The organism is Wolbachia endosymbiont (group B) of Xylocampa areola (assembly GCF_964028205.1).
Lineage (GTDB): Bacteria > Pseudomonadota > Alphaproteobacteria > Rickettsiales > Anaplasmataceae > Wolbachia.
On record NZ_OZ034771.1, the window covers coordinates 459,503 to 484,708 of the forward strand.

Annotated in this window: 27 protein-coding genes, 2 other RNA genes and 1 pseudogene; 18 read left to right on the forward strand and 12 right to left on the reverse strand. The window is 33.2% G+C overall.

Features of this window, described 5'->3' with window-relative positions; translation table 11 throughout:
- The first annotated feature begins 185 nt into the window (after positions 1 to 185).
- Positions 186 to 572 (forward strand): hypothetical protein, encoded by a 387-nt coding sequence (locus ABWU35_RS02165; RefSeq protein ID WP_007302338.1) that lies wholly within the window; start codon positions 186 to 188, stop codon positions 570 to 572.
- A 5-nt stretch (positions 573 to 577) separates the two neighbouring features.
- Here ABWU35_RS02165 and ABWU35_RS02170 read toward each other — a convergent pair whose 3' ends face one another.
- Entirely contained in the window at positions 578 to 1,888 is a 1,311-nt protein-coding gene (locus ABWU35_RS02170) for a bifunctional folylpolyglutamate synthase/dihydrofolate synthase (RefSeq protein ID WP_012481955.1), read from the reverse strand.
- Positions 1,885 to 2,469 (reverse strand): phospholipid-binding protein MlaC, encoded by a 585-nt coding sequence (locus ABWU35_RS02175; RefSeq protein WP_007302336.1) that lies wholly within the window; start codon positions 2,467 to 2,469, stop codon positions 1,885 to 1,887. The genes ABWU35_RS02170 and ABWU35_RS02175 overlap by 4 nt, the downstream gene beginning before the upstream one ends.
- A 117-nt stretch (positions 2,470 to 2,586) precedes the next feature.
- On the opposite strand from ABWU35_RS02175, the gene ssrS reads away from it, so the two are divergent.
- The 3 genes from ssrS to ABWU35_RS02190 all read left to right on the forward strand — a co-directional run bounded on the left by ssrS (position 2,587) and on the right by ABWU35_RS02190 (position 3,973).
- A non-coding RNA gene (gene ssrS, locus ABWU35_RS02180) (6S RNA) lies at positions 2,587 to 2,748 on the forward strand.
- A gap of 17 nt (positions 2,749 to 2,765) precedes the next feature.
- Positions 2,766 to 3,227: a type II toxin-antitoxin system RatA family toxin gene (locus ABWU35_RS02185; RefSeq protein WP_006013504.1), complete on the forward strand. Its 462-nt coding sequence runs from the start codon at positions 2,766 to 2,768 to the stop codon at positions 3,225 to 3,227.
- 53 nt (positions 3,228 to 3,280) lie between these two features.
- Positions 3,281 to 3,973 (forward strand): thioredoxin domain-containing protein, encoded by a 693-nt coding sequence (locus tag ABWU35_RS02190; protein ID WP_007302335.1) that lies wholly within the window; start codon positions 3,281 to 3,283, stop codon positions 3,971 to 3,973.
- 28 nt (positions 3,974 to 4,001) lie between these two features.
- On the opposite strand, the gene ABWU35_RS02195 is transcribed toward ABWU35_RS02190, so the two are convergent.
- Positions 4,002 to 4,280, reverse strand: coding sequence for a DUF2671 domain-containing protein (locus tag ABWU35_RS02195; RefSeq protein ID WP_007302334.1), 279 nt, complete (start codon positions 4,278 to 4,280; stop codon positions 4,002 to 4,004).
- A 251-nt stretch (positions 4,281 to 4,531) separates the two neighbouring features.
- On the opposite strand from ABWU35_RS02195, the gene ABWU35_RS02200 reads away from it, so the two are divergent.
- Positions 4,532 to 5,209 carry an O-methyltransferase gene (locus ABWU35_RS02200; protein ID WP_006013497.1) on the forward strand — a complete coding sequence of 226 codons (678 nt, stop codon included), beginning with the start codon at positions 4,532 to 4,534 and terminating at the stop codon, positions 5,207 to 5,209.
- Here ABWU35_RS02200 and ABWU35_RS02205 read toward each other — a convergent pair.
- Together ABWU35_RS02205 and ABWU35_RS06130 are read right to left on the reverse strand one after the other, a co-directional pair.
- Entirely contained in the window at positions 5,181 to 5,834 is a 654-nt protein-coding gene (locus ABWU35_RS02205; RefSeq protein WP_007302332.1) for a glutathione S-transferase family protein, read from the reverse strand. The two genes, ABWU35_RS02200 and ABWU35_RS02205, sit on opposite strands and share 29 nt — an antisense overlap.
- 206 nt (positions 5,835 to 6,040) lie before the next feature.
- Positions 6,041 to 6,148, reverse strand: a pseudogene (locus ABWU35_RS06130) (WPE palindromic element domain-containing protein); the annotation flags it as partial.
- 121 nt (positions 6,149 to 6,269) lie between these two features.
- Here ABWU35_RS06130 and ffs point away from each other — a divergent pair.
- From ffs to dnaN, 7 genes are all read left to right on the forward strand, one after another.
- Positions 6,270 to 6,368, forward strand: an RNA gene (gene ffs / locus ABWU35_RS02215) — signal recognition particle sRNA small type.
- A 16-nt stretch (positions 6,369 to 6,384) separates the two neighbouring features.
- Positions 6,385 to 7,968 carry a DNA polymerase III subunit gamma/tau gene (dnaX, locus tag ABWU35_RS02220; protein ID WP_007302330.1) on the forward strand — a complete coding sequence of 528 codons (1,584 nt, stop codon included), beginning with the start codon at positions 6,385 to 6,387 and terminating at the stop codon, positions 7,966 to 7,968.
- A 21-nt stretch (positions 7,969 to 7,989) separates the two neighbouring features.
- Positions 7,990 to 8,304: a YbaB/EbfC family nucleoid-associated protein gene (locus ABWU35_RS02225; RefSeq protein WP_007302329.1), complete on the forward strand. Its 315-nt coding sequence runs from the start codon at positions 7,990 to 7,992 to the stop codon at positions 8,302 to 8,304.
- Between the two features lie 336 nt (positions 8,305 to 8,640).
- The gene (locus ABWU35_RS02230; RefSeq protein WP_353276047.1) at positions 8,641 to 9,327 is read left to right on the forward strand and encodes a P44/Msp2 family outer membrane protein; all 687 of its coding nucleotides are present in this window, start codon (positions 8,641 to 8,643) and stop codon (positions 9,325 to 9,327) included.
- Positions 9,328 to 9,610: 283 nt separating this feature from the next.
- Positions 9,611 to 10,504 (forward strand): RNA polymerase factor sigma-32, encoded by an 894-nt coding sequence (locus ABWU35_RS02235; RefSeq protein ID WP_012481951.1) that lies wholly within the window; start codon positions 9,611 to 9,613, stop codon positions 10,502 to 10,504.
- Positions 10,497 to 10,994: an invasion associated locus B family protein gene (locus ABWU35_RS02240; protein WP_019078627.1), complete on the forward strand. Its 498-nt coding sequence runs from the start codon at positions 10,497 to 10,499 to the stop codon at positions 10,992 to 10,994. Before ABWU35_RS02235 ends, ABWU35_RS02240 begins: the two co-directional genes overlap by 8 nt.
- Before the next feature lie 111 nt (positions 10,995 to 11,105).
- The gene (dnaN, locus tag ABWU35_RS02245) at positions 11,106 to 12,257 is read left to right on the forward strand and encodes a DNA polymerase III subunit beta (protein WP_007302325.1); all 1,152 of its coding nucleotides are present in this window, start codon (positions 11,106 to 11,108) and stop codon (positions 12,255 to 12,257) included.
- A gap of 1 nt (position 12,258) precedes the next feature.
- On the opposite strand, the gene truA is transcribed toward dnaN, so the two are convergent.
- Positions 12,259 to 12,996: a tRNA pseudouridine(38-40) synthase TruA gene (gene truA / locus ABWU35_RS02250; RefSeq protein ID WP_264685524.1), complete on the reverse strand. Its 738-nt coding sequence runs from the start codon at positions 12,994 to 12,996 to the stop codon at positions 12,259 to 12,261.
- Between the two features lie 114 nt (positions 12,997 to 13,110).
- Between truA and recA the strand changes: the two genes are divergently transcribed.
- On the forward strand, positions 13,111 to 14,178 hold the full coding sequence (gene recA / locus ABWU35_RS02255; RefSeq protein WP_353276050.1) for a recombinase RecA: 1,068 nt from the start codon (positions 13,111 to 13,113) through the stop codon (positions 14,176 to 14,178).
- A 32-nt stretch (positions 14,179 to 14,210) separates the two neighbouring features.
- On the opposite strand, the gene pth is transcribed toward recA, so the two are convergent.
- Complete coding sequence (gene pth / locus ABWU35_RS02260; protein WP_264684881.1) at positions 14,211 to 14,774, reverse strand: aminoacyl-tRNA hydrolase; 564 nt, start codon at positions 14,772 to 14,774, stop codon at positions 14,211 to 14,213.
- Positions 14,774 to 15,385, reverse strand: a complete 612-nt coding sequence (locus ABWU35_RS02265; RefSeq protein ID WP_211907644.1) for a 50S ribosomal protein L25/general stress protein Ctc — start codon at positions 15,383 to 15,385, stop codon at positions 14,774 to 14,776. The genes pth and ABWU35_RS02265 overlap by 1 nt, the downstream gene beginning before the upstream one ends.
- Positions 15,386 to 15,527: 142 nt before the next feature.
- Here ABWU35_RS02265 and ABWU35_RS02270 point away from each other — a divergent pair, with 142 nt between their 5' ends.
- Positions 15,528 to 15,827: an ETC complex I subunit gene (locus ABWU35_RS02270; RefSeq protein ID WP_213863861.1), complete on the forward strand. Its 300-nt coding sequence runs from the start codon at positions 15,528 to 15,530 to the stop codon at positions 15,825 to 15,827.
- A 966-nt stretch (positions 15,828 to 16,793) separates the two neighbouring features.
- Here ABWU35_RS02270 and rsmH read toward each other — a convergent pair.
- Entirely contained in the window at positions 16,794 to 17,678 is an 885-nt protein-coding gene (gene rsmH / locus ABWU35_RS02275) for a 16S rRNA (cytosine(1402)-N(4))-methyltransferase RsmH (RefSeq protein ID WP_007302319.1), read from the reverse strand.
- A 205-nt stretch (positions 17,679 to 17,883) separates the two neighbouring features.
- On the opposite strand from rsmH, the gene ABWU35_RS02280 reads away from it, so the two are divergent.
- Complete coding sequence (locus ABWU35_RS02280; protein ID WP_012481950.1) at positions 17,884 to 19,095, forward strand: MFS transporter; 1,212 nt, start codon at positions 17,884 to 17,886, stop codon at positions 19,093 to 19,095.
- Positions 19,096 to 19,125: 30 nt separating this feature from the next.
- Here ABWU35_RS02280 and map read toward each other — a convergent pair whose 3' ends face one another.
- Both map and ftsA read right to left on the reverse strand, forming a co-directional pair.
- Positions 19,126 to 19,908 carry a type I methionyl aminopeptidase gene (gene map, locus ABWU35_RS02285; protein WP_007302317.1) on the reverse strand — a complete coding sequence of 261 codons (783 nt, stop codon included), beginning with the start codon at positions 19,906 to 19,908 and terminating at the stop codon, positions 19,126 to 19,128.
- A gap of 117 nt (positions 19,909 to 20,025) precedes the next feature.
- Positions 20,026 to 21,264 (reverse strand): cell division protein FtsA, encoded by a 1,239-nt coding sequence (gene ftsA, locus ABWU35_RS02290; protein ID WP_007302316.1) that lies wholly within the window; start codon positions 21,262 to 21,264, stop codon positions 20,026 to 20,028.
- Between the two features lie 137 nt (positions 21,265 to 21,401).
- Here ftsA and def point away from each other — a divergent pair, with 137 nt between their 5' ends.
- The 3 genes from def (at position 21,402) to ABWU35_RS02305 (ending at position 23,742) form a co-directional block, all read left to right on the forward strand.
- The gene (def, locus tag ABWU35_RS02295) at positions 21,402 to 21,941 is read left to right on the forward strand and encodes a peptide deformylase (RefSeq protein ID WP_007302315.1); all 540 of its coding nucleotides are present in this window, start codon (positions 21,402 to 21,404) and stop codon (positions 21,939 to 21,941) included.
- Complete coding sequence (locus ABWU35_RS02300) at positions 21,931 to 22,704, forward strand: uracil-DNA glycosylase family protein (protein WP_010403847.1); 774 nt, start codon at positions 21,931 to 21,933, stop codon at positions 22,702 to 22,704. Before def ends, ABWU35_RS02300 begins: the two co-directional genes overlap by 11 nt.
- Positions 22,705 to 23,202: 498 nt before the next feature.
- Positions 23,203 to 23,742, forward strand: a complete 540-nt coding sequence (locus ABWU35_RS02305) for a demethoxyubiquinone hydroxylase family protein (protein ID WP_179943898.1) — start codon at positions 23,203 to 23,205, stop codon at positions 23,740 to 23,742.
- Between the two features lie 131 nt (positions 23,743 to 23,873).
- On the opposite strand, the gene ABWU35_RS02310 is transcribed toward ABWU35_RS02305, so the two are convergent.
- Positions 23,874 to 25,106 carry a hypothetical protein gene (locus ABWU35_RS02310; protein WP_007302312.1) on the reverse strand — a complete coding sequence of 411 codons (1,233 nt, stop codon included), beginning with the start codon at positions 25,104 to 25,106 and terminating at the stop codon, positions 23,874 to 23,876.
- Positions 25,107 to 25,206 lie beyond the last annotated feature (100 nt).

The following is a 25,206-nucleotide window of genomic DNA, read 5'->3' on the forward strand; positions in this document are numbered from 1 at the left end:
GGCAAATTACATAAAAATTATAGCGGCTGCATGTCTTTTTTATTTTTTCTACATTCAGCCAAATCGCGCTTGTTAGTACATTATCAATTTAAATTATTAAAACTCGCTATACGGGGGTTCTTTTGTCTTTTTTTACTTAGTAAATTTCTTAATATTTGTAGCTAAAGTAATTTTAGAGAGCCAGCGTGGGACACACAACCGCACTAACGTTTATTTTTGAAGGTACTATTTATATAGATGAAATGTTCAAAAGTAAAGCATTTAAATATCTAATTCTTACTTCCCAAATTTCAAATTATCTTCCTCCTATTTTATTAATAGCAGGTTTGGTGTTGCAGTACCAATCTAGTTGCGTAGACAGTAAAGTACTCATTGGATTTGCTATAGTACTAGGTTGTACTTTATTATTACAATTAGCAAGTGAGATCTACGAGAGAAAAGTTGTAAATCTTGTAAAAACTGAAGGAAGAGGTGATGAACAAAATGTACCTATAGGAGCATTAACCGAAAAGCCAAGCAGCATTGTAAATCCCGATAGTGTTCACGCTCATGGAAGAGAGCAAGTTGTGTAGTGCATTTATTGTTCTTGGATTAATTGATAGCTATTCTCCATACTCAAATCTCTGGCTAAAAATAGCGAGCCACAGATTAGTATGGTTTTGACGTTTTGTATAGAAGCTTTTAGTATGTGATTTGATATAGCATCTCTGATTGATTCACATTCGATAGCATTGATTCCTATATTATGAGCTCCTTCTCTAATTAAATCTGTACTTGTTGCTTTAGGTTCAGATTTAACACAAACGGCGCATAGTAGTTTGATGTATGGCTTTAAGTGCTCTAAGAACTCTGCGACGTTTCTGTTACGAGTAACACCAAAGATCATATAGATACCTTCAGCAAAATTGTCTCTTACCCACTTAGCTAACACTCTGGCACCATCATTGTTGTGCGCGCCATCTAGAAATAATTGCCAATCTTTTGGTAATAAAGAAATTAAATTACCTTCTTTTATAGACTCTAGCCGCGCAGGCCAATAAGTGCTCTGTAAACCTGAAGCAATGTCCTCTTCTCCAATATTAAATCCATACTTCCCACTCAAAATGCTACATGCTGCAATTGCGTTTCCTGAATTGATTATTTGATGATCTCCTTTTAAAGATGGCAAAGAAAATTCTATTGATTGAATAGTCGATTGAAAGACCATCCTGTTATTCTGTTTTTCGCAATTCCACTCAAATCCTCCTCTATATAAGGGAGATTTTTTGTTTATTGCGTGTTGTTCTAGCGTGTTCATTATAGATTTTTCTTGTGGTGCTATTACGCAAGGAACATTAGGTTTCATTATTCCAGCCTTTTCACCTGCTATGGTTTCTACGGTAGGACCAAGATATTCTGTATGGTCAAGTGCAATGGAAGTGATGATCGTTAGAATCGGATTATCTATAACATTTGTTGCATCAAGCCTTCCACCCAGACCCACTTCAACTAAAGTAATATCAGCTTTATGACGAGAAAAAGCTAAGAAGGCTGCAGTCGTTGCGGCTTCAAATAGAGTGATGGGTTGTTCTGCGACTGCTATACGGCATTCTTCCAGTGAGTTATGTAATTCACTATCATCGATATCATTGCCTGCAACAACTATTCTCTCATTAAAATTCACTAAATGTGGAGAAGTGTACGTATGAACTTTATACCCTGCTGCTTGCATTATATATCTTATAAAGGATAGTGTTGATCCTTTGCCATTAGTGCCAGCTATGTGAATTATTGGCGGTATTTTTTTCTCGGGATTACCCAGTTTATTTAGAAAACTTTTTATGCGATCAAGAGAAAAATCCTTTGGCCTACTGCCAATCGGCTTAGGCCAATGAGGCATGTATATCATAAATTATTGTTACGTTTTAATTCATCTATTACACTTGCCATGCCGTGCGTGTCGATTTTTTCACTAAATTGAGAACGTTGATTAATAGCAATACTTATCCCACTCATTACAACATCGTTTATTAAGAAAGAATTGTCATTTTTAGTCACTTTAAAGTCAATGTTTGTAAATTCCTCATCACCATAAGAAAATCTTGTTCCTATCAGACAAGTTTCATCGTCAACTGCTTTTGTACTCATTATGATCATTTCACTATTATTTATGTATTTATACAAAATTTTAGCGCACAAGCGCGCGAGATATACTTCATATTCTTTTAGAAACTCTTCTTTTTCTTTCTGAGTAGATAAATTCCAATATTTCCCTATGACAAATCGAGATATTCCTTTGAGGTCAACATTATTCTGAATAATTTTCAGAAGTTCTTCTTGTACATGTTCTAGATTTTTTCTATTCCCTTTCATAGACGTGTTGTCTACTTGCTGCTTCATGGCAAGCACAAAAGTTTTGTGCCCTATACAATTCGCGTAAGCACTTGAGGAGATTACAATAAAAATGGTTAAGAACTTAATAAGATTCATAAGATATATTTATTAGCTATGATACTTAAAATGCAAAATTTAACAAAGGCAAAATAATGATCGCTAGTTTTAATATATCTATAGACATACTCTATATAAATAATCTATAATTAATTTAGGGGTCTGTGCTATGCGTTATGAGTTAAGTTAAATTTCCCGAGCGATAATTTCTGATCAAGGGAATTGCCTCTGTTAATTTCATTGAAATTAGTACGTGATGCCCACCTTAACTTTAGGTCTCAGGAATCTACTAAGACTGACGGTAGATATGGATCCCTTTTCCATTATTTAGGTTTATGTTACACCAATATAAAGAACAAGGTGTTTTTTTCTGTTCATCTCATGAGATATTTCAAGTTGTAATTGACGTTGAGAAGTATCCTGATTTTGTTCCTTGGTGCAAAGCTGTTTATATAAAAGAAAAAACTGATAGCCAAATGATTGTGGACCTCCTTGCAGCTTTTCATGGCATTAAAGGAAGTTACACATCAGAAGTGACCTTTCTTTCTCCAAATGGAGCAAATAAAAGTTGGATAAAAGCTGTGTCGTCAAATGGAATATTTAAACATTTATACAACGAATGGAAATTCACTCCTATAGATGAAAGTAAAACTATGGTAGAGTTCTATATAAAGTTTGAATTTAAATCCAATTTGTTTTCCGCCTTATTAAACTCAGTTTATAAATACACACAAAGTAAAATAATTGCTGCATTTAAAGACAGAGTAGAAAGTGTTGCCGAGAAAAAGTTATCTTGACATCATTTATATAAATGCATAAATTCTTTAATAAGTTAAGTATTTCCATTGTAATGATTTTTAGATTATTGTTCTTACTTATTTTTATAAGTGTTAGTTCTTATGCAGCTATTGAACAAAACTTACCCAACACTCAAAAAACTGATGAAATAACATCAAAAGAACTACTGTCACTACTGCCTGATGATAAATTATTAGGTGATCCAAAAGCACCAATTTTAATGATAGAATATGCTTCGCTCACTTGTTATCACTGTTCTCTTTTTCATAAGAAAGTTTTTCCTAAAATCAAAGAAAAGTACATAGATACAGGTAAGATGTTATACATATTCCGTCATTTTCCTCTAGATTACAGAGGATTAAAAGCTGCAATGCTAAGTTATTGCTATGAAAAAGAAGAAGACTATTTTAATTTTAACAAAGCTGTGTTTAATGCAATAGACTCGTGGAACTACTCTAATTTTAGTGATTTAACTATACTACAAAAAATTGCTGCACTAAGCAATTTGAAGCAAGATGTATTTAACCAATGCATTAATGATAAAAAGATGATGGACAAAATTATAAATGATAAATCACTTGCAATTAATAAACTTGATATCACAGCTACTCCTGTATTCATCATCAAGATTAACGATGACAAATCATATGTAGAGAATGGTAAAATCAAACATGAAGGGTATAGAGAGCTGGAATACTTCACTAATGTAATAGATGAGTTATATGGAAAAGCTATAGTGAAGTAATAACACTGTAGCTTACCATATAAAAACCCTATGCTGAATCATTATTTTTTGATACTGTTTGTTGCTTTTTACGCTCAAACTCTCTTTTTTTACTGTGCCAAGCATAATAATACATAGCAATTTTATTCTCTATTAATACTATCGTTCCATCATAAAATTGGACCATATCCATAACTTTTTTCTGAGCTTCGTTAAAGCGTTCTTTGTACTTCTCGCGATAAGCTGGATTGTGCAGTAATTTCACTCCTTCATTATTATTAGATTTCTTGCTTAACGTTTCAACTTCGTTAGCAATGTTATAAGACATATAACCCCCTCTAATTGATTATAAAAATTACATTTTAAGAGAGATGTAAAATAAACGATCCCTTAATTCTAGTATAACAATTGGTTATTATACTAGTTAACCATAGTAAAATATATAATAATCTTTGTCACTTAAAATTTTACTTTATAAAATAACAACTTAAAATAAAAATTTTTATTATTCTTAACTCTATTGTTATATCTATAAATCTTATATAGATTAAACCTCCTTAGTTTATATTATAAAACTTAATGCGTCATAACTTTAGCAGAAAATCGTTGTACATAAGAAGCTTATTTGCAAAAGAGTATAAAAAAATAGAAGAACATTGTACTCTTGATAAGAAACAACGTATTCAAATCACTCCTGAAGAAGGAAAATTATTAAATTTATTTATCAAAATCCATAAAGTTAAAAGCATAGTTGAAATTGGCACTTTATATGGTTATTCGTCAATTTGTATGGTAAAAGCTTTACCGAAAGATGGTCATATATATACAATAGAAAATAATCCTCAACACTCAAGAATAGCAAAAAAAAATTTTAGTGCTTTTAATCTAAGTGATAAAATTACTCTAATAGAAGGTGATGCACTGGAAAAAATTAATGAATTATCAGCAAAGGCACCATTTGACATGATATTCATCGATGCTGACAAAAGTAGTTATCCTAAGTATTTAGATTGGGCAGAGTCATACATTAAACAAGATGGGCTAATCGTTGCAGATAACACTCTATTATTTGATACAGTATTTTTAGAATCTCCTCCAAAAGAAGTATCAGAAAAGTCATGGCATGCTATGAGAGAGTTTAACGATAGATTGTCAGATGAAAAAAAATATTTCTCCATATTGATTCCTACTGACGAAGGAATGACTGTAGCTTTAAAACTAACGCAAGTTAAAAATCAAGGTCAGCGTAATGTCTAGGGGGAGTTAAGCCAAAAACTCTCTCTAATAATATTTCGCGAAAACAAGGCCTTGATTTAACAATGGAGTACCATTCTTTTAAAATCTTACTTTTTTCCCAGGGAAAACTATTTACGTAGTCTATTATAGAAATATGTGATGCTAAAGTAATATCGGCTAAAGTGAACTTATCGGTTGCAAGCCAAACGTTCTTGTTAATTAAGTGTTCGATGTATTCCATATGGTAAGGCAGGTTATGCTGAGCTGCATGAAGAAATCTAGAGTCAGGGCTGCGGTTAGTAATTACTTTTTCATTCATAATATACTTAGTAACTTCATTGTAAAATTTGCTATCGAACCAATTGATTAAAGCGCGTATTTTAGACTTAATAATAGTTGATGAACCAAGTAATTTGACGTTACTATTGTAAATCTCTTCTATATATTCACAAATGGCATTACTATCCGCTATTACAAAGTTATTATCTATTAATACTGGTACTTGTCCGATTGGATTGATCTCCATGAATTCATTCCGCTTTTCCCATGGATTTTCATATACCAAATCACAACTCAGCTTTTTTTCCTTGAGAAGAGCTCTAACTTTTCGTGAAAATGGACAAAGAGGAAAATGATATAAAATCATAATATTCCTCTTTTGTTATTCCAATACCTATATGTTGTCATTCCAGTACGTGACATTGGAATCCAGCTTATTTCATTATGGACATTACTTTTAACATATATTCCTAGAATCCATTGTCCATTGTATAATTTCCAAATATTTTTATACTTGAATCCCAGTACAACTGTACGAACATTGTAGTTTGAGAGCAATCCCCACCGGAAGGGTGTCATTTCAGTGATTGACACTGGAATCCAGTTCTTATTATACAACAGCCTAATGTATTCATTTAAAATTAAGTTTTCTGGATCCCAGTGTCTGGACACTGGGATGACAGAAGAAGAGTATTTTAGGTAACGGCTGTTTACTCCAAAGTAATGTTGCAAAAGGTCTAACATATAAATTATAAGACTAATATAGAATATACCTTGCTAAAAAAAAAAAAAAGTATAACCTTTGATAAGGTATGCAGGCAAAAATTCTGTAACTTGGTCAGGTCAGAAATGAAGCAACCATATCAGAATCTTTTTGGGTTGCATACCTATTTGTACTATTTGTTTTATTCTAGGCTATGAACATAGCATTAAAATATCGTCCTAGTAGCTTTAAAGATTTAGTAGGTCAAGATATATTGGTGCGTATACTAGAAAATGCTTTTACTCTCAACAAAATTCCACAATCTATACTGCTTTCTGGTAGCAGTGGAATTGGTAAAACCACCACTGCAAGAATAATAGCTTTATGTTTGAACTGCTCATTGGGGCCAACTTTTGAACCTTGTGGATCATGTACAAGTTGTCTGGCAATAAAAAATTCAAGCCATCCAGATGTAGTTGAAATCGATGCGGCAAGTCACACTAGTGTTGAGGATGTTAGAGCGATCTTGGGAGATATTTGCTATTTACCAATAAGTTCTAAATTTAAAGTTTACATTATAGATGAAGTACACATGTTATCCAGTAATGCATTTAATGCATTACTTAAAACTCTAGAAGAACCACCATCTAGCGTAAAGTTTATTCTAGCAACTACAGAAATAAAAAAGATACCAATAACTGTTATTGCACGTTGTCAAAGGTTTGACTTACATAACATTCCTTCAGCTAAGATAATGGAGCGTTTAAATGATATTGCACAAAAAGAAAATTATTTTATTGAAAAAGAAGCATCGGAATTAATTGCTCACCACTGTAGCAATTCAATGCGTAACGCTTTATTTTTGATGAATCAAGCATTGCTATATAGCAAAGATGGTACAATATCCACTCAAAGTGTTACAGACATACTTGGTCTAGTAGATAGAAACGTTATATTTGATCTACTGGAAGCAGTATTAGATAGTGATTTACAGAAGGCTTTGTTAGTATTCGACAATGTGGTAAAAACAGCAAATCCGCTCAATATTTTTGAAGATCTGCTGCAAACAATCCAGTTAATATGCCGTTTTTTAATTACAAAAGAGATTGATACAGAATATGAGAAGAGCAGAGTAAAAGATTTGAGTGCAAAAAAGTCTTTAATATTTTTTTCGAGATTGTGGAAGGTGCTGCTTAAGGGTATTCAAGATATAAAAATTTCAACATGCAATGAGGTTGCTGCTGAAATGATGTTAATTAGCCTTTGTTATCTTTCTGATTTGCCTTCTCCGGAACAGGTGATCAAAAAAATTCTTTCACAGAATGTAGAGCAAGGAAATAGACAGGGCAGACCTGTTGCACCTTCCCCCTCTGTCATCCAAGTAACTGACTACTCGGATCCAAAAAAATATGTGGAAAAACCCCACTCTGTCATCCCAGTGCGTGACACTGGGATCCATGTGAAAAATAAACAACAAAATTACGATTTTGATAAGATTTTGCAACTATTAAGGCGGAGTAACCAAATTTATCTTTACAAACAACTGTGTAGTAATCTAAAATTAATAGATTGTAAATTTGGGTATTTAAAATTAAAAGCTGTATCTAACTTGAACAGTAATTTTTGTAATGACTTGAAAAGTTACTTAAATCAAGCTACTAATCAGGAGTGGGTTATTATAGTTGATACGAGTTATATGAATAGGGAAGTGAGTAATTTAAATTATGCACCTGTAGTTAAGGATATATTAAATACGTTTAAAGGTGCAAAGGTAGTTAATATAGAAAATAAGGAGTAGGTTGTGGATTTCAGTCAAATAATGAAGCAAGCGCAAGAAATGCAAAAAAAGCTTGCGGAAGCCCAAGAAAAATATATTGGAAAAGAGTTTCAAGGTATTTCTGGTGGTGGCAAAGTTTCTATATTAGTGGAAGTTATAAAAATAGGTGGCTATAAAGCTAAAAAGGTAAACATAGACTTAGAGCTTATGAGAAATGAAGAAAAAGACATAGTAGAAGATTTAGTGACAGCAGCGTTTAATGATGCCATTAAAAAAGCAGAAGAAGATATGGCAAATGCAACCTCTGATCTTGCAGGTATGATGGGGTTACCACCTGGATTTAAACTTCCTTTTTAAATTTACTACTGAAGTTTGCCTTAATGCAGTAACTAAGTGTTTTCCTTTTATACTAGTACTTCCATGAAGTACATTCATATTACTGCATGAATATGCAGCAATTCACAATGATGAATGCAGATCAGAAGATAAAAAGACATTAGTGAAATAGGTGTCAGAAGATCAAGAGTAAAAAAAGTAGAGTAACTCTATTTATTAATTAATAAAATCTTTGTATTTTCCTAAAAGTTAGTTAAGATACAGAAGGTTTTATGTTATTAAGTTAGCACTTGACTTAACTTTAGTTATTATTTAGACTGCTAAAGTGGAATTTTAATTTTTTTAACGAGGGTAATTATGCATTATAAAAAGTTTTTTTCGGCAGCTGCTTTAGTGACGTTGCTAAGCCTATCAAACTCTGCTTTTTCATCAGACCCTATTGGTCCAATAAGTGATGAAGAAACTAGCTACTATGTTCGTTTGCAATATAATGGTGAAGTTTTACCTTTTAAAACAAGAATTGACGGCATTGAATATAAAAAAGGAACCGAAGTTCATGATCCTTTAAAAGCATCTTTTATGGCTGGTGGTGCTGCATTTGGTTATAAAATGGACGATATCAGGGTTGATGTTGAGGGACTTTACTCACAACTAAACAAAAACGACGTTAGTGGTGCAACATTTACTCCAACAACTGTTGCAAACAGTGTGGCAGCATTTTCAGGATTGGTTAACGTTTATTACGATATAGCGATTGAAGATATGCCTATCACTCCATACGTTGGTGTTGGTGTTGGTGCAGTATATATCAGCAATCCTTCAGAAGCTAGTGCAGTTAAAGATCAAAAAGGATTTGGTTTTGCTTATCAAGCAAAAGCTGGTGTTAGTTATGATGTAACCCCAGAAATCAAACTCTTTGCTGGTGCTCGTTATTTTGGTTCTTATGGTGCTAGTTTTAATAAAGAAGCAGTATCAGCTACTAAAGAGATCAATGTCCTTTACAGCGCTGTTGGTGCAGAAGCTGGAGTAGCGTTTAATTTCTAGTCTATCTTTGTCTTATTATCCCAGTGAGTTTTTCTTGTCATTCAAGTAGCATGACACTGGGATCTAGAAAAAAGAAATGTGAATTCCAGTGTTTGAGCACTGGAATAACACATTATTTATCTAATGTAGCTTTTATCGTTACACGCTGGCAATTTTAATTCTACATTTAGGTAGCTGTTGTTAAGATCTCAACTAGATATAAAGTTATGCTTTTTTAATTAAAGCTTGAATTTTTCACTGAAAATCAATATATTATATGTATAGAGTTTTAATTTAAGTTATTATGTTGACCCCAGTAGCAAATTTATGTGTTAATAGTAGCACTAATCTCATGCAATATATTGCTGAAGTGCGAAAATTTCCTATGCTTTCCCAAGAAGAGGAAGTGCGATTAGCAAAAAATTGGCAAGAATACCAGGATATTTCTTCTGCTCACAGGTTGATTACTAGCCATTTGAATTTGGTAGTAAAAATTGCAATGAAATTTAAGAATTACGGTCTATTGTTGATGGACCTGGTCATGGAAGGAAATATGGGTTTAATGCATGCAGTGAAAAAGTTCAATCCTGACTTGGGATTTCGTTTTTCAACTTATGCAGTATGGTGGATTGAAGCTTCAATGAAAGACTTTATATTAAAATCTTGGTCACTTGTAAAAATAGGTACAACGCAAGCACAAAGGAGATTGTTTTTTAGTTTACGTAAAATAAAAAAAAGAATTTTACAATACACAAACAGAGAAACTTTGAGTAAAGAAGAAATAAAAGCAATATCAAATGAGCTTTCTGTATCTGAAGAAGATGTTGTACAGATGAGCTATCGTCTGGCTTGTAAGGATCAGTCGTTAAATAATTGTATAAAAATAGGTGATGACTCTAAAAAGGAGTTACAAGATATGATTCCGTGTAATTTAGTTAGTCAAGAAGTAGCTTACCAGAATCATGAAGAAAAGGCATTAAAAGAAACAATTTTAAGCAATGCGCTGGCAAGTCTTAATGAAAGATCAAGAGACATTTTCATTAGCAGATATTTATCTGAGAATACTCAGACTTTGGATGAGCTTAGCAAAAAATATTGTGTTTCAAGAGAAAGAATAAGACAGCTGGCTGAGCAAGCGATGAGTAAGGTAAAACAACATATAAAATCAGAGAGTTTGAAATTCGGTTTACATGCGTAGTCTTTTCGTATTTCTAATATTTCTTTCAATAGACACTCTTGCATCGGTTAGTAATGTACAACTGAGCGAAAAATATAAAGACTGGTTTGTGTATACTGCATTGGAAGATGGTGAAAAAGTGTGTTATATTGTATCTCATCCTAAGAAAAAAAGTGAACATTATACAGCCGATCGCAAGCCGTATGTAATGGTCAGTTACGTTGATAAAAAAGCAGATGAGGTGAGCGTCACTTCTGGCTTTCAGTATAATAATGAGCCTGTAGTTCTCAATATCGATAAAAAAATTAAATATCAATTGCCAATAATACAGGGAAGTCTTGCGTGGACAGATGATACAAAAATGGACCAAGATTTGATTCTAAAAATGAAGCAGGGATTATCAATGGTAGTTAATGGAAAAGTAAAAACAGCAAATGTTGATGATACTTATTCCTTGCTTGGCTTTCAAAAAGCGTACCAAAAAATGCATGACTTATGCCATACAAAGTAAATTATTGATCACTAAAGTATAAGATAGGCTGTTTTGTCTCTCAGACAAAAATATGGATATCACTTTACATAGAATATGAATATCATTTAAAATATATTTTTGAGAATTAATATGTCAAAAATTGTAGATATAGGAATCAAAGAACAAAGTTCTGTGTGTGAACAAATGCGTTTTAGTGTAAGTCGTGCAAGCCTTTTAAATACGCTATCCAGGGTAAGTGGAGTGGTTGAAAGGCGCAACGCGATAGATGTTTTAGCGTGTATAAATATCAAAGCACAATATGGTAGCATAAAATTGAAGGCTACTGATCTTGACATTTCAATATTTGCCTCACTTACTGCAAATGTATCAGCAGAAGGAGAAGTGAAAATCTCAGCACATACTTTACATGATATAGTGAAAAAATTGCCAACTAATTTGGATGTCAATTTCGAAATGAATAATCAAGGAAAATTATTGATATCCTGTGGAAATGCAAATTTTTCTTTACCGAACGTAGTTTCAAATAACTTCCCTGTTCTTGAAGAAGGTGATCATCAATACGATTTCACTCTACTAAGTGCAGATTTGGTAGACTTGTTGACTAAAACGAAGTTTGCTGTGTCGCTAGATGATACAAGGTATAATTTGAATGGGATATATCTGCATACAGATGAGCAATTTCTGTACTGCGTTGCAACTGATGGCCACCGTTTATCATGTATAAAAAGGCCTAAACCTGAAGATATCAACGGAGAATTTGGGGTGATCATTCCACGTAAAACTATCATGGAACTGTTGAAAGTATTGGATGATTGTAATGAGATAAATATAAAACTTTCAGATAGAAAAATCAAATTTACATGTGGTGAGTATATTCTAATATCAAAATTGATAGATGGAACTTTTCCAGATTACAAAGCCGTTATTCCAACGTCTCAAGATAAACAAATGATTGTTGAGAGTAGCAAACTTGCTAGTGTTATAGACCGAGTTTCCGTTGTTGTGTCCGATAAAATAAAATCAATTAAATTTTCATTGCAAGAGAATTTATTAACTCTACATTCAAATTCCCAAGAGTGTAGTGATGCAACTGAGTCTATAGAAGTGGATTACGATGGAGCTCTTATGGAAGTAGGATTTAATTCTCGTTATTTGCTTGATGTTTTATCCTGTATAGAAAACAAGTGTAAATTTAGCTTATCAGATGGTAATAGCGCTACAATTATCACTGATGAAGATGATCCAAGTGCACTATATATAGTAATGCCAATGAGGACTTAAGCTAGTAATCTATCTTTACTAAGTATAAGCCGTGAGGCGGTGCAGTGATTCCAGCAGCGTTTCTTTTACATTGACTTAATATGTTTAGCATTTCTTGTGGATTAGTTCTATTTTTTCCAAATTCAACTAAAGTACCAACAATAATCCTCACCTGGTTATGTAAAAAGGAAATCGCAGATATTTTGATGTATATGTGACTTCCGTTTTGTACTATATCAATATCATCGATTGTTCTGACCGGATTTGTAGCTTGACAATCTTTTGAGCGAAAGCTTGAAAGATTATGTTTTCCAAGCAGGTGTCTAGCAGCTTCACGCATGATGTTTACGTCAAGTGGGTTAAATACTTGCCACACATAACCGATTTCCAGAGCTGCAGGAGCGTAGCGATTAATTATTCTATATTCATAATATCTTTTTTTTGCTGAAAATCGCGCATGAAATGCATCATCTACGGCTTCTGCACTAAGCACAACTATAGGAATCGCTTTTAAGTGATAGTTTATTCCATTTCTTATTCTGTAAAGCTCAAATTGCCTTTCCATATTGAAATGAGCAACTTGCTCTAAAGCATGAACCCCTGTGTCAGTTCTGCCACCACAATGCAAAGAGACTCTCTCGCCACTGAAATTAAATATAGCGTTTTCTATGGTTTCCTGAATTGAGTTAGCAGAGTGTTGTTGCTTTTGCCAGCCAGAGAAACTACTACCATTGTATTCTATCGTTATTTTGTATCGCACTACAAAGTCTATCTATCTAATTTTAGGTAACTAACGTTCTTCGTTATTAAAAAACCCTTGGCAGATTGGTTGCGTTCAATTACCATGGAGACTATACAAGTTAATAAATGATCCATGGCACATAATCCAGAAGAAAGAAATAATGATAAGCAAAAAGCACTAGATAATGCAATAAGTCAAATTGAAAAAGCATTCGGTAAAGGTGCAATAATGAAGCTAAAGCAAAACCCTGTAGAAAAAATAGACACGATATCTACAGGGTCGATTGCACTTGATTCAGCTCTGGGTGTTGGGGGATTGCCAAAAGGACGTATAATTGAGATATTTGGCCCTGAGAGTTCTGGTAAAACTACCCTTGCTTTGCATGTAATTGCTGAAGCACAGAAAAAAGGAGGTTTATGTGCATTTATCGATGCGGAGCACGCACTGGATATTATATATGCTCGTAAACTTGGAGTAAACACCGATGATTTAGTGATTTCACAACCAGACACTGGAGAACAAGCGTTGCATATTGTTGAGTATTTAGTATGTTCTGGTGCAGTTGATGTAATAGTTATTGACTCTGTTGCAGCACTAACTCCAAGAGCTGAAATTGAAGGAGATATGGGCGACCAGCACATGGGACTACAAGCAAGACTTCTAAGTCATGGGCTACGAAAGCTCACCTCTGCAGTTTCAAAAGCAAACTGTATATTGATATTTATCAACCAAATTCGTATGAAAATAGGAGTAGTATATGGAAATCCTGAAACTACCACTGGTGGAAATGCGTTAAAATTCTATACTTCTATAAGACTTGATATAAGAAAAGTTGGTGCGATAAAGGATAAAGAGAATATTACGGGTAATGAAACGAGAGTTAAAGTTGTAAAAAATAAAGTCGCTCCTCCATTTAGAGAGGCAAAATTTGATATAATGTATAATGAAGGCATATCAAAACTTGGGGAAATAATAGATATAGGAGCAAAACTTGGTGTCCTTGAAAAGGCAGGCGCTTATTATTCATATAACAATACGCGTCTTGGGCAAGGAAGAGAAAATGTAAAAAGCTACCTCAAGGCGAATAAAGAAATTGCAAATGAAATAGAAACAAAAATCAGAGATTTATTTAAAAATCACGATAACTCTATTGCAATAGAAGAGGAGCGTGAACAACTTCTAGAAGAATCAGTATTCTAATCTAGATGCTTGTATTAGGCAGTATTCAATTGCTATACTAAAGTTTCACTCTCAACCGAGTTGATGAAAGCTGAGATATCTCCTTGTAGCATTAGGTGTATATTTTTTGCTATTTTTTCCACTAAGAGGATAACATTATCAAAATTTTCAAATTTTGATAATACATAATCTGCTAAGCTTTTCCGATTTTCAGGCCTACCTACTCCAAATCTCAAACGCCAATAATCGTTACCAATAAAGCTATCTATAGACTTAAGTCCATTGTGTCCAGCAGAGCTACCGCCTTTTTTTACTTTTATTCTTCCGAATTTTAAGTCAGCATCATCATGTATGACAACAATATTGTCTAGCGATAATTTGTAAAAATTTTTTATTTTTGCAACAGGAATACCTGAATTATTCATAAATGAATAAGGTTTTATCAGCATGATTTTATTATTATTAATTATGCCAGAGGTTATCAAGTAATCGGCTTTCTTAGAAAATGACTGAAAATTCCAATATTTGTGAATTGCGTCAATAACGATAAAACCAATATTATGATGAGTTAACTCATATTGACTACCAGGATTACCAAGCCCAGCTATTAAATGCACTACTCCTCTGTTTTTGTTTGAGGCTCTTCAACATCACTATCGGCAGCAGAGATTGTTACAATGGTGAAATTTTCTTCCTCATGAGCTACAAATTTAACACCTTCTGGCAATTTTACATCATTGATATGTATAGACTGACCAATCATTTTGCCAGACAAATCAATTTCTATGACTTGAGGTATTTTCTCAGGAGAGCATTTGACAGTAATAGAACGACACAGAACATTAAGCACTCCACCTAATTTGATTCCTGGTGATTTACTTTCATTGATGAATGATAAAGGTATATCTATTTTAATTTCACTACCTTTATCAACAAACTGAAAATCAACATGTTGCACAGTATCCTTTACTACATGCCATTGAATATCACGAACAAGAGCATATTCTTTTTTCCCTGAAATATCTAGTTCTATTAAATGTGCAGAAAGAGCACCTGATTTATATTGTTTAGTAAATTCCTTTGCAGACAATGTCAAATTTACGTTATCATGCCCTTTACCATATATAACTGCAGGTATACTTCCCTTCTCCCTCAGAGCCTGCATCGCTTTCTTTTTTTTTACATCACGTAACTCTGCATTAATTGTTACCATTTCTTGCTGTGCCATCGATTACTCCTATTCAGCTAATCCTTTTTATATAATTTAATAATATAACATAAAAATATTTATTTCAAACTTCATTCTTTCACACTAATTCTTTGTGGAAAAATTTATTTAGATATATACTTAAGATTACGTAGTAAGAGCTATGAGTATTAACGATCAAGTAGTTTTTAAGATTTATAAGCCAACAAAAACTGCAACACAATCTGGCTTAGGTAATACAAAATTCTGGTACCTAAAAATTGAGCCTTGTTCTTACTATATTGAACCTTTGATGGGATGGGTTGGCTCAAAAGATCCCCAAAAACAGATTGTATTAAAGTTTGATTCTCTTGAAAAAGCAATATCTTACGCAAAGAAACACAACACAAATTACACAATTGAAATGCCAAAAGATGTTAAAAGACTGCCAAAATCTTATGCAAATAACTTTATACTAAAGTAAATTTTATTGTAGTATGTTTACCTAAAAGCTTAAATCTAAGAACATATCTTGAAAGGACTTAAGTGGTTAAGCATATATTAAAGAGTTCTTGCAGTAAGGAGAGCACGCTCATACGTCAAGCAAATAATGTTTACCTAAAATTCTTTGACATTCGCAGCTTTCTTGGCAATCGTATCCCATTTTCAGTAAACAGTGATTCTTCTATATATTAGAAAAATTTTTATTTTAATTAGCGTTAAACAATAGGCGCCTATTGGTTTTTAGCTAAAGTAAAAGTCAAATATCTGGAATTCTGGACATAAAATCCTCCTGTGTAAAAAAGATTAGAAAAAAATGCAGTGCACATACGACAGAGATTAAGTATACGTGTATACACTGAAGAAGACACACTACATTTAATGAGTTTGATTGTTTAATAGAAAAAGTCTGCAGACAAAGATAGATTTTGAGCTCTTAAAATATCTCTAATTGTAATTATAATCAGATTTGAAATATGCGCAAGCAATTTTTCATGTTAATATTTCAAATTAGGCCTCTTGCATAACTATATTAAACTCCCTCATTATATATTTCATTGCATTAATAATTGTTATCGCCCCTTGTGCAACATTTGGCCTTATCACTCGTTACCCTCCTATTTTTTGCTTACCTCATCTTATTTTTTTCCCTTTCAAGATAGGTTCTAATTGTTATTCTGGGTTTTAAGTTGTGCTAACACACTACAGAGAGTCGAATCTGGCTAGCTAGTATCAAAGGGTTATTTTTTAGGTATTTCTCCGTAAGACTGCAAGTTTTTTTAGATTACTCAAATAACTCCATTCTGCTTGCAGGACTTTTATGTCGCTTTGCACTAAATTAATTTTATGCTTTATTCATGCTAGTTCTCTATTTAGTGATTGAACGTGTAATTTTACCTTAAATAACCCTACAATAAAAATATAATTATTGAAATGGCATGAAAGGTCCTCATGATAACCTTTGTATAGCTCTCAGTTTTGCTGAACGCGCGCGTGGATTTACATTTATTTCTTCTGAACTTGCTTTGATCACTTTTTTATTTAAAAGGGAGAATGTTTTAGTAGATCCTGGTTCACATAAATCTTTAAAAACAGTTTTGACTATACGATCTTCTAAAGAATGAAAAGTAACTACAATTAATTTGCCGTTCTCACTTAAAATCTCAGATGCAGCTTTAATACCCTTTTCAAGCTCTCCTAGCTCATCATTTACCCATATTCTGATTGCCTGAAATGTCCTAGTTGCAGGGTCAATCTTGCTTTTTCCACGAAACACTACAGAACGTACAATATCCGCAAGTTCAAATGTAGTTTTGATAATTTTCTTCTTCCGCGCATTTACTATCGCTCTTGCGATTCTGCGGGAATGACGCTCACCCCCATAATTATATATAGTGTTCGCAATCTCTTCTTCACGTAAAGCGTTAACAAACGTCGAAGCATTCATATGAGAATAGTTATCCATGCTCATGTTAAGTGGGCCATCACGTAGAAATGAGAATCCTCTATCTCCATTATCAAGCTGCATAGATGAAACTCCAACGTCGAAAACTATTCCATTGATACCTTTAATATTATTACTATCTAATAAATTTTTGATATTACTAAACTTTTCAATAAATAACTTTATTCTATTAGGGTATTTAACATTTAGATCATCATAAAATTTAGTAACTGTTTCATCTCTATCAACTGCATACACTTTGCAATCAGCGGATTCCAATATTGCTTTGCTATATCCTCCAGCTCCAAACGTGGCATCCACATATATACCACCACTGTGTGGTGACAATTGCAGTAGCATCTCTTTCAACAAAACTGGAATATGTGTCATATCAAGAGACTTTGTGCACTTAAATTAAAATAACTTTCTCGCCAAAAAATATATGGAAATATATAGGTATAGTATAAGAATATTTAAATATAATCAACGATATAAAAATTTAATAAGATAATATTATTAATATAACATTTACATAATTCACGTTTGAAAAAGTAAGTAATATTACTATAATATCAAACAAATTACGGAAGATTTCGTGCAACAAATAACAAAAGTAATACTATCAAGTTTAATTTGTAACACTTTGTTGTGGTATGATCACATGCTTTTCAGCCATCTAATAAGCATAATCGGAGATGTGTTTTTTCCATCAGACGACAAATTAGTCAGCATACTTAAAGCTTTTGGAGTGTTTGCAGTGGGTTTCTTAATAAGACCAATTGGTGCTGCTATATTTGGCCACATTGGCGATAAATATGGAAGAAGGATTGCTCTATTTCTCTCTATCATATTGATGACTCTATCAACCGTACTTATTGCATTTGTTCCAGGCTATCAGAACATTGGGGTACTCGCATCAGTACTGGTGGTATGTTTAAGATTATTGCAGGGTATATCTCTTGGAGGAGAGGCAGGAAATGCCCCATTTTTAATAGAGCATGCTCCTAAAAATAAAAGAGGATTCTTTGGCAGTATTGAAGTATTGAGCGCAATTCTTGGCTCAATATTAAGTCTTATAGTGGTGCTTATATGCAAAAAAGTATCCGATTTTGAATCTTGGGGATGGAGATTGCCTTTTATTTTCAGTTTTGTAATAGGATTAATCAGTATATATATGAGATATATACTCGATGAAAGCCCAGAATATAAAAAGCAGGAAAAGCCACATGAATTACCGTTAAAAGAACTGTTAAATGGCTATAAAAAACCTTTTCTAATATCAATTGGAGTTGACATAGTTGAGAATGCATCTCTTTACATATATTTAGTGTTTTTTAATCTACTTGCATCAACAATAAACACTCACTTTAATCACGCAGTAGAAATATTGAATCAGGTTGCACTTGGAGGATTGACTATACTATTTGCAATACTTTCTGATAAGGTAGGGAGAGAAAGAGTCATGAAATTTGCATTTGTGACTTTTATAGTAGTAAGTTATCCAGTTTTTTCAATGATACTAAGTGGTAATAATTTGCTCACCATAATGGCGCACGTTCTTTTTATAATCCCAATAGCTGCTTCTCTTGGTCCTGTTAGCGCGTTTATGTGTGAATTATTCCCAATAAAGGTACGATACAGTGGATTTGGTTTATCAAGAAATATAGCTTCGGGATTTTTTGGTGGTCTTGCACCATTTATATGCACAACTATTATCAAAGTTACAGGACAAGGAACTTTAGCAAGTTTTTACATGATTTTCTGTGCATTAATTGGGTTAGTTGCTATATCACAAGTTAAGAGTTAGATTTTTTCAAAAACCAAGTGTTTAAAAAATCTAATCATAAGGTGGAAAATGCCAATTTTTAGGTGATAGTGTAAATATTTCAACTCCATCTTTTGTGACTCCAAGCGTATGCTCAAACTGTGCAGAAAGTGAAAGATCACGTGTTGTCACTGTCCAGCCATCTAGCTTGCTGAGCAGAGTTTCATGTTTTCCAGCATTGATCATTGGTTCTACCGTAAAAAACATGCCTTCTTTTAAGATAAGATCCTCACCTTCATCATAAAAATGTACAACATTTGGTGGAGCATGAAAAACCTTTCCTATGCCATGTCCACAATAATTGCGTACGATAGAATATCCAAAATCTTCAATATATTTTTCTATAGTAAGTCCTATTTTATTTAACTTATTGCCTGGCCTGACTTGTTTTATTGCTTCCATTAGCGCATTATAAGTAGCATTACACAAACGCTTTGCTTTTATTGAGGGTTTACCAGCCCAAAACATGCGACTTGTGTCACCATACCAGCCATTTAAAATCACTGTAACGTCAATATTTAAAATATCTCCATCTTTAAGAGGTTTATCATCAGGAATACCATGACATACAACAGCATTTTTCGAAGTACAAATTGATTTCGGATATCCCTTATAATTCAGTGGTGCTGGAATTGCACCTGCATTGATTATAAAATCATGACATAGATCATTTAATTCATTAGTTGTTACGCCTACTTTGACGTGTGGTGCAATAAAATCAAGGGTTTCAGCTGCAAGCCTGCCAGCTTTACGCATAAAGTCAAAATCTTCTTGTGAATGTATAGTTATGTTCATGTTTCTTACGTTTTATTGTAATTTTCTGCTTCTCTTACGGATACATCAGTGTAATAATACTATAAAAATAAGCTCTTAGATCAAGCCATTTGTATATTAAGAGATAAAGACAAAAATCTAGACTGTGACTTTTGATTTAACCCAATGGTATAACTTACTTATTTTGCCATCGTGACCAAGCATTCCAGAATTATTTCTATAAAAGGTGTCAACTATTAGCTTTATAGAGCCTAAAGCAGCAGAAAATACAGGATTTTTGTCGTATTCGCCATCAAGACCGCTACAAGATTCAGGGCATCCGATACGGACTTGTTTATTGAATATATAGCTTGCAATTTCTTTCATGCTTGTGAGTTGACTGGTTCCACCTGTGATCACTACTTTATTAATTGGATCTTTCTGTTCTTGAAATTGTTCTCTTATCAGCTCAAGTATTTCCTCAACCCTTGGTCTTATGATGTTAACAAGTTCAGACTTAAACACTTGAGTTGGTTCATCGCTTTCATTACTTTGCACTGCAATACATTCATTCTCATCTATTGAAGTTACAATAGTGCTACCGTATAGTATTTTTATGCGTTCAGCATGCTCTATACTTGTGCATAGTCCATAAGCTATATCTCGGGTAATGTGAATGCCACCAATTGGAATGCTGCTTGTGTACACAAGTTTTCCTCTCTTAAAAATTCCAATTGCAGTGCATCCACCTCCTATGTCAACAACGGCAGTTCCTAGCTCTTTTTCATCTTTACTTAGACAGGCAAGGCCTGCAGAATATGCAGAAGCAACACAACCAGACATACTTATCCCACTATTATTAGTTATACAATTTTCGATATTGGTAAGCGCTGGACGCGAAGCAGTGACAACATTAACATCAGCAGATAATCTTTTTCCATATAATCCACTGACTTCCTTTATGTCAGTCATATCATCTAAGTGATATTTCAGTGGTATATTGTGAATGATGACATTTTCTTCGATATATTTCTCAAATGTCTGAAAGACTACACGTTTTATGTCTCGGTCTGAAATTTCGTGATTAGCTGCAATAATTTCGTTATATACGTTAAAAGATGAGACTCCACATCCGGCTACATTCACATATATCTGGTCTATAGTCTCTTCTGATACTTGCTCAGCTAAACCTATAGTTGATGAAATAGAGTAACTTGCATGCTTTGCATCAGTTATTGATCCACCGCTTATACCTTCTGCACTTTTATAACCCGTTCCTATTATTTTATAGCTGAAGTTGCTATTGATCTTAACAATGAGACAGATAATTTTTGTTGTACCTACGTCTAAAACGGCAAAAACATTTCGCTTTGGTTTTATTATTACTGCAGAGTACATTAGTTGACCTTATGACACAATTCCATTCAAATTGTAGCTTCCTTTAATAATTTATATTTCTATTAAAAATACAGCAACATTTTAATATACCCAAAATACTGTACAAAGGAAAAAATAAAACATAAAATTTTAATTTTATGTCTAAATTGCCAATTGTAATTGCCCCTGATGAAAGGTTAACTACACGTGCCAGTGAAGTAATAGATATAACCGATAAAATTAAAGAATTAGTAAACGACATGTTCGAAACTATGTACTATGCAGAAGGTCTTGGTCTTGCTGCAGTACAAGTTGGAGTGCTGAAGAGAATTTTTATCATGGACGTTCAGCCAGAGAAGGCTGAAGATGGGCCAGCAGGATATGAATCAACTGGCAAATTTTGCATGATTAACCCTGAAATTACAGAATTATCGGGTGAACAAGTAATTCTCAAAGAAGGGTGCCTTTCAATTCCAGAGCAAAGCCATGAAATTAAGCGTCCAAAATATTTAACTGTGAAATATAAAAATTTAAATAACGAAGAACAGACGCTAAAAGCTAGTGGTTGGCTTGCAAGGTGTATTCAGCATGAGTTAGATCATTTAAATGGTATATTATACGTTAGACATTTGTCTAAATTGAAGTACGATATGGCTATGAAAAAAGCTCAAAAGGTTAAGAGGCACTATGAACAATGAAGATCTAGAATTGTTGAAGTTCTATCATGAAGTGGGTGTTGACTGCACGCTAACTGAAGGTGAAGAGGAAAAAAAAGTGGAAAATGAGAGAGCTGCACAGTCTTCTGTCATCGAGCAGAAAAAAGCCATGTTCCCAAGTGATTGGATCATTGAAGCAAGGAAGCTTGCAAGTGAATGTGGTAGTGTAGATGAACTAAGAAGTGCAGTTAAGTCATTTGAGGGTTGTGAAATAAAAAAAACTGCAACTAATACTGTTTTTTCCGATGGTAATCCAAATGCAAAAATCATGCTTGTTGGTGAAGCACCAGGAGCAAATGAAGACCTGAAAGGCATACCATTTTGTGGTGCAAGCGGAATGCTGCTCGATAAGATGCTCGGTGCAATTAATCTGGACCGCACTAAGGTATATATAAGCAACACCGTGTTTTGGCGTCCACCAGGTAATAGAAAACCAACTGATCTAGAGCTTGATATGTGCAGACCATTTGTTGAGAAGCATATTGCTCTTGTTTTACCGCAGATTCTGATTTTTGTTGGAGGAATCGCATGTTATAGCCTTCTTGATAACACAAAGACTATATCGAACTTGCGTGGCAAATTTCATACTTATACTAACCAATATTTATCTCATGCAATTACCACAGCCGCTATATTTCATCCAGCCTATCTACTTCGTCAACCAGCACAAAAACGCTTAGCTTGGGAAGATTTAAAGAAGATTAGAGAATATCTTGATAATACCAATAACCACACGGACGTTTAGCTTACTACTTGTTGTCATCGCAGTACCTTCTCCTATCATTCCAGACTAGAATGACACCCTATTGACACACTGCCTAGTTCATGTTAGTTATAGATATTAAGAAATTTACTAAACAAAAAAAAGGCAAAAGAATCCCCCAGTAGTGAGTTTTGACCCTATAATAATGTAAATTGGCATTGTAATAATGTGCTAACGCTTATTTAAAGCGTGTTTTGGCTGAATGTAGAAAAAATAAAAAAGACATGCAGCCGCTATAATTTTATGTAATCTGCCAATATATACCTGAGTTTTTTACTGAATTTTGTTGTTAAATCTGCAGAGATTAAAAACAAGGATAAATACTCTTATTGATATGATAAGGGAAAGTGGGAGAGTCTGTCAAGTAACTTTTGCTATTGCTACTTGAGTTCCTGTAATCACAATGTTGGTGCAATGTATGCATGGAATTTTATTTACTCTATAATATGTTGGTTTATAGTAGTACTAATGCAGAAATAAATGGAGGAAACATTGGAAAGCAATATAAAAAAATTGAAAGGAAATTTTTTAGAACAAGCAATTAGAGTAAATCATGCTGGCGAATATGGAGCCATTTGCATTTATTCTGGTCAAAAATTTATTCTTAAAAAATCTTCCATAATTGACAAAATAATTGAAATGGAGGAGCAGGAAAAAAAACATTTCCACTATTTTAATGAGAAAATCAAGGAGCAAAGAGTTCGTCCTACTGTTTTGTTGCCAGTTTGGGGTGCTTTAGGGGTATCACTTGGTGTTGTAACTGCCATGATGGGTAAAAAAGCCGCTATGGCTTGCACTGCTGCAGTTGAAGAAGTGATCGGAGAGCACTACAAGGAGCAAGTCTTACATTTAGAAGATGGGGAATTAAGAGAAACTATAAGTAAATTTCGCGATGAGGAATTAGAGCACAGAGATATTGCAATTCAGCACAATGCCGAAAGCGCACTTGGCTACAACGTTTTATCTTTGTTCATAAAAACAAGCTGCAAAGCTGCTATTTACCTCTCTAAATTGATTTAATCAATCACTATTTGACAACCAACCACATTTGCCTTTAGTTCTTGTGCTAATTGCTGCCTCATATCCTCTACTACAATCGAATGCGTATGAATGTTTATAATTAATTTCTTAATTATTATCCTAAAAATACATTAATTTAATTCCCTATTAGAGTTTTCTTGTTGTTGTAAACATGTTTGCATAAGACTAGTAGATGGAACGTTTTTAATAGTCTGAGTTAACTCCTCAGGAATATTTTCAAAACTCTTGCCCATAACTTCTAAAACACTTTTTCCCTGTATAAGACAATTCCCTCCAAAGCTTGATTTGTTTTCTAACTTGCTAAACCTTATTTTGCTTTTCTCATCAATTTCTACTACCATTTTGTTACCATCTTTCCGTAGATAAATACTAATCTCTCCTATTTTAGTAGTAAAAAATATTTCAATACCACCTTTTAAGATATCTGTGTAATTTCTTTTTCCATCTTCTGTAATTTCAACTTTTACTATATTTTCCTCAATCTGAAATATGCCAACTTCTAAATCCTTAGCTTTTTCATTATTTAAAGTTCTCGCAATTTCAACAATACTACCTTGTGGATACTTAATATAAAAATATTTATTATCTACTTCTACTTCAAGATCATATTTATCAATTTGCTTGTTATTTTCTTTCACAATACCTTCATATGCTAGACCCTCTAGCATTTTTTTCTTACTCTTACATTGTTCGTTAAGATCATTTAAATAATTAGAGCCGTAATATCCGCCTTCAATATCGCTATAAAAAGATAATCCTTTTTCTACCCCACCTTTTAACACTAAATTACGAGTGATCTTTTGTATGATATTTTTTGTAGTTGAATTGTGTGGATTTGCATGAAAGCGATTAATTAATTCTTCCATTTTTTCAAATATAAAATTTGTTACAGTCTTATTATCCTTACCGTAATATGAGTTTAATCTTATTCCTTGATTTAAATAACCCTCTATTATGCGTTCCATGTACTTTAAAACGCTTTCTTGCTCATCGTGTTCTGTTATACCTTTTATCATCTCATCACAAAATTTTTTAACTAGAATTTGTTCATCTGTAGTCAATGGTATTTGCAATTTCGTAGAAGATGAGTCTCGCTCAAAAAGATAAATTATTGACAATTCTTCTGCTCTTTTAATAAAGTCATAACTTCTTAGATATTCTGCAACATCTTTGTTTTTTGCGTACCTTTTCTTGATTAAATCCATATGCCTATCTTTACGACTTATAGTCGGTAATTTTGGATTTGATGAACTACTCTGTTGACTATTGAAGAAGCTGTTAGAGAACTGTTCAGGCTCTAAAATAAGATTACTTTCACCTTGTTTACCTACTTGCTTAGACATATTATATACCATAACCAATAAAACTTTTTAGTGATTACTTCAATACATAGATAAGTCAATAAAAATATCTTTTTCTCTTCAGTGCTAAAAAATTGTCAAA